The sequence below is a fragment of the Bacillus sp. 1A genome (assembly GCF_052682215.1).
In genome coordinates this window covers 4100934-4113347 of the sequence record NZ_JBQYLZ010000001.1, presented here as the reverse complement: position 1 = coordinate 4113347, position 12414 = coordinate 4100934, and the positions used below count along the sequence as shown (strand labels likewise).

The 12414-nt window shown below is 32.5% G+C and carries 8 protein-coding genes; 7 read left to right on the top strand and 1 reads right to left on the bottom strand.

All coding sequences use genetic code 11. The features are described 5' to 3' along the window. Nucleotides 1-23: 23 nt before the first annotated feature. From ACUN0F_RS21015 to ACUN0F_RS20990, 6 genes are all read left to right on the top strand, one after another. The gene (locus ACUN0F_RS21015) at nucleotides 24-1337 is read left to right on the top strand and encodes a D-alanyl-D-alanine carboxypeptidase family protein (RefSeq protein ID WP_445540081.1); all 1314 of its coding nucleotides are present in this window, start codon (nucleotides 24-26) and stop codon (nucleotides 1335-1337) included. Nucleotides 1338-1838: 501 nt separating this feature from the next. Next, nucleotides 1839-2987, top strand: a complete 1149-nt coding sequence (locus tag ACUN0F_RS21010; protein WP_098155562.1) for an acyltransferase family protein — start codon at nucleotides 1839-1841, stop codon at nucleotides 2985-2987. A gap of 174 nt (nucleotides 2988-3161) precedes the next feature. Beyond that, entirely contained in the window at nucleotides 3162-3782 is a 621-nt protein-coding gene (locus ACUN0F_RS21005; RefSeq protein ID WP_264462435.1) for an SGNH/GDSL hydrolase family protein, read from the top strand. 433 nt (nucleotides 3783-4215) lie between these two features. Continuing rightward, nucleotides 4216-6183 carry a penicillin-binding transpeptidase domain-containing protein gene (locus ACUN0F_RS21000; protein ID WP_445540080.1) on the top strand — a complete coding sequence of 656 codons (1968 nt, stop codon included), beginning with the start codon at nucleotides 4216-4218 and terminating at the stop codon, nucleotides 6181-6183. 601 nt (nucleotides 6184-6784) lie between these two features. Continuing rightward, complete coding sequence (locus tag ACUN0F_RS20995) at nucleotides 6785-7318, top strand: RNA polymerase sigma factor (RefSeq protein WP_264462408.1); 534 nt, start codon at nucleotides 6785-6787, stop codon at nucleotides 7316-7318. Continuing rightward, nucleotides 7308-8135, top strand: a complete 828-nt coding sequence (locus ACUN0F_RS20990) for an SH3 domain-containing protein (RefSeq protein ID WP_264462407.1) — start codon at nucleotides 7308-7310, stop codon at nucleotides 8133-8135. The genes ACUN0F_RS20995 and ACUN0F_RS20990 overlap by 11 nt, the downstream gene beginning before the upstream one ends. Nucleotides 8136-8181: 46 nt before the next feature. Here ACUN0F_RS20990 and ACUN0F_RS20985 read toward each other — a convergent pair whose 3' ends face one another. Then, nucleotides 8182-9903, bottom strand: a complete 1722-nt coding sequence (locus ACUN0F_RS20985; protein WP_264462406.1) for a peptidoglycan D,D-transpeptidase FtsI family protein — start codon at nucleotides 9901-9903, stop codon at nucleotides 8182-8184. A 349-nt stretch (nucleotides 9904-10252) separates the two neighbouring features. On the opposite strand from ACUN0F_RS20985, the gene ACUN0F_RS20980 reads away from it, so the two are divergent. Then, complete coding sequence (locus ACUN0F_RS20980) at nucleotides 10253-12388, top strand: peptidoglycan D,D-transpeptidase FtsI family protein (protein ID WP_445540079.1); 2136 nt, start codon at nucleotides 10253-10255, stop codon at nucleotides 12386-12388. The last annotated feature ends 26 nt before the right edge of the window (nucleotides 12389-12414 follow it).

The window sequence follows — 12414 nt, the reverse complement described above, 5'->3', positions numbered from 1 at the left end:
CAAAGATATTGGAGGTAAGAGGATTGAAAGGTATGTTTTACAAAAAAATCATTGTAATAGTAACAGTGCTTACACTATTTTGTAGCATAATTGTTACATCTGGAAGAGCAACAGCGGAAACAGTCCCTGTTTTAGATGTAGAAGCAGGATCAGCAATTTTAGTAGAAGCGAATTCCGGAAAAATTTTATATGAAAAAAATGCGGATGAATCATTAGCAATTGCTAGTATGACAAAAATGATGAGTGAATACTTAGTTCATGAAGCGGTGGATAAAGGAAAACTTAAATGGGATCAAAAAGTTAAAATCTCTGAATATGCATATAAGATTTCGCAAGATCGCTCATTATCAAACGTCCCATTAGAAAATGGTGGCTCTTATACAGTAAAAGAGTTATATGAGGCAATGGCAATTTACTCTGCAAACGGTGCTACAATTGCTTTAGTTGAAGAAATTGCTGGAAAAGAAGTCGATTTCGTAAAAATGATGAACGATAAATCAAAAGAGTTTGGAATGAAAAATTATAAATTTGTAAACTCTACAGGCTTAACAAACTATGATTTAAAGGGACATCATCCAGAAGGGACAACTCCAGACGAGAAAAATAAAATGTCCGCAAGAGATTGTGCGATTTTAGCACAACGTCTCGTTCAAGATTTTCCAAAAATATTAGATACAGCAAAAATTCCCAAAAAAACATTCCAAAATGGTGGCAAGTATCCAATTGATATGGTGAATTTTAACATGATGTTAAAAGGTTTAATTAAGCAATATGAAGGTGTAGATGGGTTGAAAACAGGAACTACTCCAGAAGCCGGTGATTGCTTCACTGGTACAGTGGAAAGAAACGGTATGCGTCTAATCTCTGTAGTGATAAAAGCAAATTCTCATACAGCACGTTTTGATGAGACGAAGAAATTATATGATTACGGATTTGCGAATTTTGAAATGAAGAAGGTCCATGGAAAAGATTCAGTAGTAAAAGGACATGAAACAGTGCGTGTAGCAAATGCGAAAGACAAAGATGTAGTTGTTCAAACGAAGCAAGCTGTTTCACTTCCAATGCCGAAGGGTAACAAAGACGTTTATAAAAAAGAATTTAAAGTATCGAATAATGAACAAGAAGCGCCTATTAAAAAAGGTTTAACAATTAGTAAAATGATTATCTCGCCTAAAGATAATACAGATCCTGGGTTCTTATCAGGTAAATCATTACAAGTAGACCTTGTAACAAAATCAGATGTAGAACAAGCAAATTGGTTTACACGTTTTATGCGTAACATCGGATCTTTTTTTAGCGGTATGTGGGATAGTACGGTTGATATAGTAAAAAGCTAATTTTATAGTCTGAAACAAAAAAGTTTCAAAGTATTATAGATTTTTATGTGGACGGCTTGGAATTGAAGATGGTATTAATTTTCAAATTGGATTCCTCGTAACCTTTGTTATTGCAATCAAGCTAAAATAAATTTGTATTCATATAATCAAAAAACGCTATGCTTTTTGTAGAAATATACAGAAAGGATGGCGTTTATTATGAATTCTTTGATTCAAAGCATTCTAGTACAGGGTTAATTTAATAAAGGTACATGAAGAAAAACCATGCATTATTTCATCAAATGACAATAAAAAATTAATATCAGATACTTATTTCTGTAATTAGATTTTATGAAAATTTAATAAAATCTTTTCTTTGTATTAAATATTTTGTTTTAAATTATTTATATAAGGAAATGGAGACCAGAAAACAGATGCATAGATTGACTTTGAACTGCTTATATTAGGGATTTAAAGAGACATTATGTACAATTCTCCCACTACACTAGTATAGCGGCCTTTATGAACAGCAAAATCTACAATTTACAAGGAGAACATTTTATGAGTAAGAGAATAAAAGAATTAGATTCCATACGAGGGTTAGCAGCACTTACTGTGGTATTTGGACATTTTTGTTTAATGTTACCATCTTTGCCTAATTCTATTAAATTTTCCCCACTGAGATTTTTATGGGCGGGTGGGGAAGCTGTTATCGTTTTTTATGTACTAAGTGGTTTTGTGTTATCTATGGCACTTTATCATTCAAAAACAAATTATTGGGGATATTTAATTAAGAGATTTGTAAGAATCTATATTCCTTATTATTTTTGGATAATCATTACCTTTGCTTTATTTATTTTGTTTTCGCCGTATGAAGTGGTAGGGCTACGGGATTGGTTCTATGATAGGTGGCAAGGGTCTATAACGAAATTAGATATTTTAAACCACTTTGTGCTTCTTAATAACTTTTTTACGGAAAATTATAATCCAGTTATTTGGTCATTGGCTCAAGAAATGCGTATATCTATTGTGTTTCCTTTGTTATTCCTTCTTTTTTATAAACTGAGTTGGAAGAAAACGATACTATTTGCTGTGAGCTTTTCTTTAATTAGTGTTTTTCTTAATATGTTGCATATTGGGAAAGCTGAGGGGTTTTATAATGGTTATGCCGACACACTGCATTTTACATCTATGTTTATGGTTGGAATGTTACTTTTTAAGTATCAGGAAAAACTTATCTACTCATATAGGAATATGAAAAAAATTAAAAAAGGATTTCTTATTGCATTAGGGATTATTTTATATTTATATTCCATTTTAATTTATGGTTTTTCCCGTAATGATACTACTTTCTTATTAAAAGATTGGGGTGTCGTAATGGGGGTTAGTATATTTATTATAATGGCTATGAGTAACCTAAAAGTAAAAGTATTTTTAAATAAGAGTGTGTTTGTATATTTAGGAGAAATTTCATACAGTATCTATTTGTGCCACTTTCCAATCATGATGGTACTATTTAAACTTTTGTATACAAAGATACCTATCTTTTTCCTTCTTATTTTGTGCATTACAATGACACTACTTTTTTCTATAGTTTCGTATCATTTAATCGAAAAGAAATGTATCAACTGGGCAAAACAAAGAACGACAAATTTTTTGAAAAAAGTATAATTCCTAAGGAGATTTTATTTCTTTAGTAAATATACGAATATGACCGATTCCTAAGTATACTTAGGAATCGGTCAATTTAGGTTCTAAATGTAAACATACTAAAGTGGAATGTAATTGAAATCGAAAACCACTTAGAAATAACAATTAAGGTGTGAGCTATTGTATAGTATAGATATGGTTAATAATAAAGGGGGAATACATATGTGGAAGCGATTTGTAGCAATTGGTGATAGTTTTACAGAGGGGATAGGGGATGAAGTTGAGGGAATTGCATTAAAAAGCTGGGTAGATCATTTTGTTCAACTCTGTGTAAACGATATAGAATATGCCAATTTTGCAAAGCGTGGGTTAGTAACTAAAGAAATTCGCTCGCAGCAATTGGAAAAGGCGTTAACTTTTAATCCAGATTTGGTTAGTCTCATTGCAGGGGCAAACGATGTTTTAAAAGGACGTTGGAATCATGATGCATATAAGAACGATATGGAATTTATGATAGATACATTAAGTAAAGCAGGGGCGGATATTATTATAGCAAACCTTCCAGATTTTACAGTTCGGCTTCCTTTTTCTTCTGAAAAAAAACAAGTGTTAAAAGAACAATTATTAGAGGCAAATGAAATTATACTTTCATTGAGTAGAGAGTATAAGCTTCATCATGTTGACTTTTGGAATCATCATTTAGTAAATGATAATACGCTTTGGTCTACGGATTTGATTCATCCAAACTCAAAAGGATATGTAAAAGTTGCTGAATTGATTTTTAGTAGTTTGCCTGTATATGACTCTTTTAAATAAGCTTTAGAATGAACAAGCCCCCTGTCGCATACAGTGCAGGGGTTTTGATGCGAAATAGAAGGATATAAGCGCCTATAAATTATACTTTCTGTTTATACTTATTTGTTTTCTGTTGTAGGCCCCTTAGTATAAGGGGTCTTTTTTGTTTCAAATATCTACAAAAAAGATAAGAGCGGAGAACTCAAACTAAAAGGTATTTTAAATAAAATTGTTAAAACAGCACTAATAATGACACCGATTGCTAAATAGATCTGCTTTTTTATTTGTAAGAATTTTAAAATCTTCCCCTTCGAATGCAACTGAACCATAAATTAATTTCTTTTGTAAATATGGAACAATCTCATTACTTACACTGTCTATTAAGCGTTACAACATTTTTTATTTAATATAGCAAGAAAGGAATAAATATTTTTAACAAAGGGAGAAGATTGAATTGAAAAAATTATGGATGCTGGTTTTCTTTTGTTTTGCAGTTATGTTGGTAGGGTGTAATAAAAACAAACCGCCAAAACAAACATTTGAAGAATATATCAATTTATGGAATGATAAAAAATTTGCAAATATGTATAATCATTTATCAGAGCGTGCCAAAAAAACGATTTCTAAAAAGGATTTCACAGAGAAATATCAAAAAATCTATGAGGGTATTGGAGTTAAGAATTTAAAAATTAAAACGAAAGGAGAGAATGCTAAAGATAAAGAGTTTTTTCTTTTTGAAGTTAAGATGGATACGGATGGAGGAACAGTTTCATTCATCCATGAAGCAAAACTCGTGAAAGAAAAGGAATCTTGGAAAATAGATTGGACACCAGATTTTATTTTTCCAGCTATGAAAAAAGATTACAAAGTACGTATGCAAATAGAACAAGGAAAACGCGGAGAAATACATGATCGAAATGGGAAAGCTCTTGCAACGAATGGTAAAGCGACTGAGGTTGGAATTATTCCAGAGAAACTAGGCGAAACAGCAGCGCAAACAAAAGAAATAGTAGCTCAATTACTTGATATGTCTATAAAAGAGGTCGATCAGAAGCTTACAGCGAAATGGATAAAACCAGACTCCTTTGTACCAATTGGTATTTTAAAAGAGGGAACTAGACAGAATGATTATATTGAATTAGAAGGAGTTTCATCTCGCCCAGTAAATGTTCGTACGTATTCTTTAGGCGAAGCGGCGGCACACTTAACTGGTTATATAGGAAAGGTGAATGCAGAGGAGTTAAAATCGCTTCAAAAAAAAGGGTATCAAGCAGATGATTTAGTAGGAAAGACAGGTTTAGAGAAAGTACTAGAGAATACATTGCGTGGTGAAAAGGGTGGACGCGTATTTATAGAAGATGAGAATGGAAAAGAGATTAAAAATGTAGCAAAAAAAGAAGCAAAAGAAGGGGAAAACGTTACGTTAACAATTGATGCTGCAATTCAAGAAAAAATCTTTAATGAGTTGAAAAATGAAGCAGGTTCTAGTGCAGCGGTCAATCCTAAAACGGGTGAAACTATTGCACTTGTAAGTAGCCCTGCTTATAATCCAAATACAATAGTTAGAGGAGCATCAAAAGCCCAACGAGAAGCATGGAATAACGACTCGAAACTACCAATGATGAATCGTTTCACACAAGCATTTGTACCAGGTTCCGTATTTAAAACGATTACTGGTGCAATTGGTTTGGAAACAAACACTATAAACCCGAAGGAAGAATTTAAAATTCAAGGATTAAAGTGGGCAAAAGATTCATCTTGGGGAAATTATTATGTAACACGTGTGAAGGAAGCTAGTCCAATTGATTTTGATAAGGCAATGAAGTACTCTGATAACATTTATTTTGCTCAACAAGCTTTGAAAATGGGAAAAGATCAGTATGTAAATGAATTTAAGAAATACGGATTTCATGAAAAATTACCAATCGAATACGAATTTCCTATTTCAATCATTGCAAGAGATGGGATAAAAAATGATATTCAACTAGCAGACACGGGATATGGACAAGGACAAGTATTAATGACACCACTTCATTTAGCATTAACATATGCACCCATTGTGAATGAAGGGGATATTCCGTCGCCTCATCTTTTAAAAGAAGCAAAAGTAGCGGGGAATTGGAAAGAAAATGTGGTTTCTAAAAAGAATCAAGAGATATTAAAGAGCGCATTAATAAAAGTCATTAATGATCCTGATGGCGCGGGGAGAATTGCTAAGGTTGATGGTATAACTCTTGCTGGTAAAACCGGTACAGCAGAACTGAAGGAGTCGAAAGAAGCAGACGGAAAAGAACTTGGATGGTTTGCAGCTTTTGATACAAATGCGCCCGACATGATTGTTACCATGATGATCGAAGATGTAAAAGGAAGAGGGGGGAGTAACGTTCCAGGCGAAAAAGTAAAACATGTTTTTCAGAAATAATAAGTAACTATAAGGTAAAATCTTTTACTACATTCATTGTTTGCTTCACACGAAGGTATAAATTGAGCAATACGAAGAACAATTAAGTTTCGAAAAAGCATTCTCCGTAATCGAGAATGCTTTTTGTTGTGGCTGAATAAAGATGATAACTTATCTTTGTTTTCATTTTTGAAAGGTTGGTATTGCTAATAGTAAATAGAAGAGTAAAACAAATTGAAAGGGACAAGTGAGGGGGATTTTAAATTTTAATAAAACAGTTATTTAGTAAAACATAAATAGAGCACACAAATAAGTATGCTCTAAGAAAAAAGGTGATACAAGTGGAGTGTTGCGTGAAATGCACAAATAATAATCAGATTTTTTATGAGTGTATTTTTAACATTGTATGCTTTACTTGTTTTTTCGGAGCCTGTCATGTAAAAGAATGTATAGATGATTATTTTATGAAGGTAATTGCACACCTTTACATTTTTAGGAGGATTTTTTTATCAAAAAAAGATAAAGAACGGAACAAATGAAACTTGTATCTTGTCTATATATTGAAACCATAATAAAAGTGAGGGCAGTTTTATCTTTATTCAAATAAGTTCGAGGTGTGGAAATGGAAGAGACATTTATTGAAAAGTGTATTCATGATGAGCTTGACTATGTTATAAAAGACTATTGGCAAGATGTATGGAATTATTCATTTATTATTACGAAAGATCCACACTTATCAGATGATATCACGCAAGATGTGTTTATAAAGGTATTTAAAAATTGGAATTCATTTCGAAAGGAGTCATCTATTAAAACGTGGATATTAAAAATTACAAGAAATACAGCAATAAACTATTTGAAATCCTCCTATTTTAAAAGGATATCATTAGTAGGTTTTTTTAGTGACGATAAGCAATCTCCATCGGCAGAACAAGAGTTTTTCAAGCAAGTGGAAATGAATGAAGTGTGGGATGTTGTCTTAAAACTACCTAAAAAACACCGTGAAATAATAATTTTAGACGCGAAATATGAATTATCTTATGAAGAAATGGCTGAAACACTAGGAGTATCCATTGGAACTGTTAAATCTAGATTAAGCCGAGCGAGAAGTAAGGTTTCAAAATTAATAGGGGAGGGTAGTAGTGATGAACAATAAAAAAAATCCTGACTGGTATAGTAAATTAAAAAAAGGTCCAATGGAGAATCGTAAAGATGAAGAAGAATTTATTTTTAAAATAAAGCAGTCTATATATGAAAATAATGAAGTGAATTCTGTAAAACATAAAAGACCGTTTCGTAAAAAAGCTCTCCCTATTATAGTTGTTTTTGTTTGTACAATGTTATTTGTTATCGTTCAACAACCATGGCTTGATGATAATAAATCACCGGTCCAAAGTAGTACACAAATTAAGCCTAAAACTAAAGATGAGTCTGCTCAAGATCCAACATTAAAACAATTTATGAATGAATTATATCAAAGTACAAATTCAAAAAATGAAAATGACTTGTATAGAGCGTTAAATGATGAAGTTCTATTTAAAGGGAAGAGTTATAAGAAGGATGAATTGAAATTTGATGAAGATATTTTTCATGAGTTGCAAGTTGCTCTTACCATGGGGGGAGAATTTACAAATGATACAAAGCAAGCATACAAAGTACCAAGTGGATTGACAGAAAGTAACGAACCAAAGCAAGCGCATTATATATATGCAACTGTTACTGGAAATAAAACGAAAATTTTAGCTGAACCAAAGCGAGAATCACAAGTTTTATATGAAGTATCTAATGAAATGGTAAAAGCTTGGATTCCAGAAAATGTACAGAATAATGGATATATAAAAGTATCGACAATTAGCGGTAATACTGGATATGTACAAAAAGAGTATGTTTTAACTGATATTAAATATTCTTTCATGTTCGAAAAGGATCATGAAGGTAAATGGAAAATAACGAATATAGATTCTATATGGTAAAGAGGAAGGTTCACTTTAATGAACCTTCCTCTATGTTTTTATTCTCTTATTGAAGAGTATTCCAGTACTCTAAAATTTCTGATGTAACGAGAGCAGCAATGTTTTTTTCTGAATTACTACCAGGAATAACGACAGAAACGGCAATTTGTGGATCTTCGGTAGGAGCATATGCAATGAAAAGAGAATGGTTTATCATTCTTTCTTGCTCATTCGGAGCACCTGTTATGCCTGTTTTACCTGCGACATGAAAGGGTAAGTTTTTAATTTCCTCTATATTTTGGCTCATCCCACCTTGCACGACACTCCAAAATTTCACCGGGTAACGATTTGAACTTTCTAAAATTGGTTTAAACTTTTTTGTTTCCTTACCATTTTGATCAATAATAGCACTTACGATTTGAGGTTTATATTTATCACCTTTACTTGCTAAAGTTGCTGCATATTGAGCAAGTTGAAGAGGAGTGTGTACTTCATTTCCTCCCCAAGAGGCATTTAATAAAGCTGAGATTCCATTTTCAAACTTATTAGATGGATGGAGTTCATATTGTCCGTCTTCTTCAAAAGGTAAATCAATCCCAGTTTTAGAACGAAGGCCAAATTGCTTTAAATACTCTGTCCATAAGTTTGCAACTTCTTCTATATTCCCATTATTTTGGTTGAATAATGGTAGAGCTACTTTTGCTGTCATAAATGTGTTAGATGAATTAATGATAGCCTGCCTCGGTGTAATCTCACCTGTTGGCGTTCCAGGTGCATTCGTAATGTTATTTTGATTATCATACTGAAAACTACCCTTATCTAAATAAGTATCTTCAGGTTGGAAAAGTTTTTCGTTTAATCCGATTAAAATAGTAAGAGGCTTTATAGTAGAAGCCATATTTACATAAGATTCACCGAACTTTAGTTTTTGAATTGCCTTATTTTGCGAAAGTGATTTAATGTTTTCTATTTTAGGTGATACATGTGTATTTAATATATTTGGATCAAAAACTGCCGAGTTTGCCATAGTTAAAATTGCGCCAGTTTTTACATCGGTTACCACAGCATAACCAGCATTAACATCAGTTATTTTCTTGATTTGAGATCTTAATGCTTCCTCTGTCTTTTGCTGCAACTTAGAGTCTAAAGCTAGCCGGACATCTTTTCCTTTTTGTACTTTTTGAATGTTCCATAAGAACTTTTTATTATTCATTTTAAAAATAAGAGTTTTTCCGGGTTTTCCTCTTAAATCATTTTCATATTGGAGCTCAATCCCGCTTTTTCCAACGGGTACATTAAGGGCATTTTCTACATATCCAATTACCTGTGAACCAATTTCATGTTTAGGATAATATCGAATCACTTCATCTTTGATTATTACATTATTGGGTTTGTTTTTGTTTATGAATGCAAGTTCATTCTCAGTTATGTCAGAGTATAACGGTATATCATTCATAGTCTGCTTTTTACAAGATTGTTGTAATTGAGATTTTATGTCCTCTGTAGAAATGTCGTGTTGAAACTCACTTGAAAATTGATTGAAAAAAGCCAATGTGTTTAATGTATCTTGATTCGATAGTTTTTCATCATTATAAGTGCAATATAAAGACTTAACTTTCTTATTTGTAGCTAGTATTACACCATTTTGATCAAGAATTTCTCCTCTTTCAGCTGAAGCAGTCTCGGTAGTAATTGAAATGAAATTGCTTTTTAACAAAATTATTAAAATCAAACCTACAATAGAAAGAATCGCTATAAGTCTCCATCTTTTTATTTTTGTATGTAACATAAAACCCTCCCTTTTTAGCCTATTCCATCTTATAGTTAATAATTTTTTTTGTAAATGTGGAACAACTTTATTATTTAGGTTGTCTATTAAGTATTACAGCATGAAGAAAGGAATAATCAGTATGAAAAGTTTTTAGCAAATCTATGTGTAAGTTTTATAAGTGCCAGTATACAGTTTAGCATTTCTAATGCTAGCGACAAAAAATAGAGAGAAAATAGGAAAGGAGAGTTATGAATTACGTAGCTAAACGAAAAGGTATGAATGCTAACAAGGATTTAGCAAAAAAGTCGAAACGATATTTATAACCGGCCATCGGTATGTAACATATAAGGAATTAAATGGAGGATTTATGGGGAATCAAAAAGGAAAGAACAAGACGTATATATCTATACGATTAAATATAATGTTCCTTTGCATATTTTTATTATTTTCAGCTATTATTATGCAGCTAGGAAAAGTGCAAATCGTAGAGGGAGAGGCTTATAAGAATCAAGTAGAAAGCAGTCAAAACGCAACAACTAGCATTCCAGTTCCACGTGGACAAATACTAGATCGAGAAGGGAAAACAGTTGTTAATAATAAATCTCTTCGTACGATTACGTATACAAGGGTAAAGGGAATTACTAGTGAAGATATTTTAAAAACAGCAAACGACTTAGCGAAAGTACTTGAAATGACTGAACAAGATATAAATAAATTAACAGACATCGATAAAAAAGATTTTTGGATGCAGTTGAATAGGCAACGTGCGGAGACAATGATTACTAAAAAAGATATAGAAAAGTTAAAAGATAAGGGAATAGAGGGAAAAGAGTTAGATAAAAAAATAGAAGACTTAAGACGAAGTCGTGTTACAGAATTAGAATTGGCAGAATTAACAGCACAAGATTTAAAGGTGTTAGCTATTAAAAGCAAAATGAGTTCAGGTTATCAACTAACACCACAAATTATAAAAAAAGATGTAACAGATCAAGAGTATGCGCGAATAAGTGAAAACCTTGCTGAGTTTCCAGGAGTAGATGCAACAGTTGATTGGGAACGTAATTATGTAAATGGTAATTTATTTCGTTCCGTGTTAGGTAATATTACGAGTAGTGAAGAAGGATTACCGAAAGAAAACTTAGATTCATATTTAGTACGTGAATATAACCGTAATGATCGTGTAGGAAAAAGTTATATTGAACAACGATATGAAGATGTGTTACACGGTACAAAAGAAGAAGTGAGAAACATTACTGATAAATCAGGAAACATTATAAACACAGAGATAATCTCTAAAGGAAAAAGTGGTAATAGTTTAACATTAACGATTGATATGGAATTACAAAAGAAAGTGGAAGAAAGTATAGAGAAAAATTTGAGAGCGTTTAAGAGTTCAGAGCCACTGTTGGACCGAGCTTTTGTCGTCATGACGAATCCAAATAACGGACAGATTTTATCTATGGCAGGCAAAAAAATTGTAGAAAAAGAAGGGGAATTAGAGATTGAGGATTTGGCATTAGGTAACATGACAACTTCGTATGAGCTAGGGTCAGCTGTAAAAGGTGCAACTTTATTAACTGGATATGAGACAGGGGCAATACAGCCAGGAGATCAATTTTATGATGCACCTATGAAATTTAAAGGTACACAAGCTAAGAAATCGTGGAATGTATCCGGATTTGGTAATATTAATGATTTACGAGCGCTACAAGTATCTTCGAATGTATACATGTTCCAGACAGCTTTAAAAATTGCGGGAGTTAATTACGTACCAAATGGTTCGTTGGATATAAAACAAGGAGCATTTGATACGATGCGCTATTATTTTAAACAATTTGGATTAGGAGTTCCAACAGGTATTGATTTACCGAATGAAATAATTGGACAAACTAGAAAAGTAGATAGTCAGCCTGGGTTTTTACTAGATTTTTCTATCGGGCAGTATGATACGTATACACCGTTGCAATTGGCGCAATATATTTCAACGATTGCTAATGGTGGTTATAGAATGCAACCTCAAATTGTACAAGAAATACGAGAGCAATCAATAAAAGAAGAAGAGGTTGGCAAAGTTATACGCTCTATAGAGCCTGTCGTATTAAATCGAATTGATATGAAGACAGAACATATTGATCGGATAAAAGAAGGGTTTAGATGGGTATTCCAAGAAGGTGATGGAACTGGCGTGAAGTATTTCAAAAACGCGCCATATAAACCAGCAGGAAAGACAGGGACAGCTCAAACTGTATATGGCGGAGATGATCCAATTGGTAGAAATGCAAAAGGAGAACGTATGGAATGCTACAACTTAACGTTAGTTGGATATGCTCCATATGATAATCCAGAAGTAGCATTTTCTGTAGTAGTTCCATGGCTTCATAACGATAAAAGTGGAATTAATTCTATAATTGGAAAAGAAGTTTTAGATGTATACTTTGATTTGAAAAAGCAGCGTATAAATGGTGAAGTTGCTGGTATAGATGCTTCGAATCAAAACGAGTAAAATTTGTGCACTTTTCTCAGGTGAAG

Coding starts and splice junctions, on each gene's coding strand:
- ACUN0F_RS21010 (WP_098155562.1), top strand. CDS start 1,839: ATGAACAGCAAAATCTACAATTTACAAGGAGAACATTTTATGAGTAAG.
- ACUN0F_RS21005 (WP_264462435.1), top strand. CDS start 3,162: ATGGTTAATAATAAAGGGGGAATACATATGTGGAAGCGATTTGTAGCA.
- ACUN0F_RS20995 (WP_264462408.1), top strand. CDS start 6,785: ATGGAAGAGACATTTATTGAAAAGTGTATTCATGATGAGCTTGACTAT.
- ACUN0F_RS20990 (WP_264462407.1), top strand. CDS start 7,308: ATGAACAATAAAAAAAATCCTGACTGGTATAGTAAATTAAAAAAAGGT.
- ACUN0F_RS20985 (WP_264462406.1), bottom strand. CDS start 9,903: ATGTTACATACAAAAATAAAAAGATGGAGACTTATAGCGATTCTTTCT.
- ACUN0F_RS20980 (WP_445540079.1), top strand. CDS start 10,253: ATGGGGAATCAAAAAGGAAAGAACAAGACGTATATATCTATACGATTA.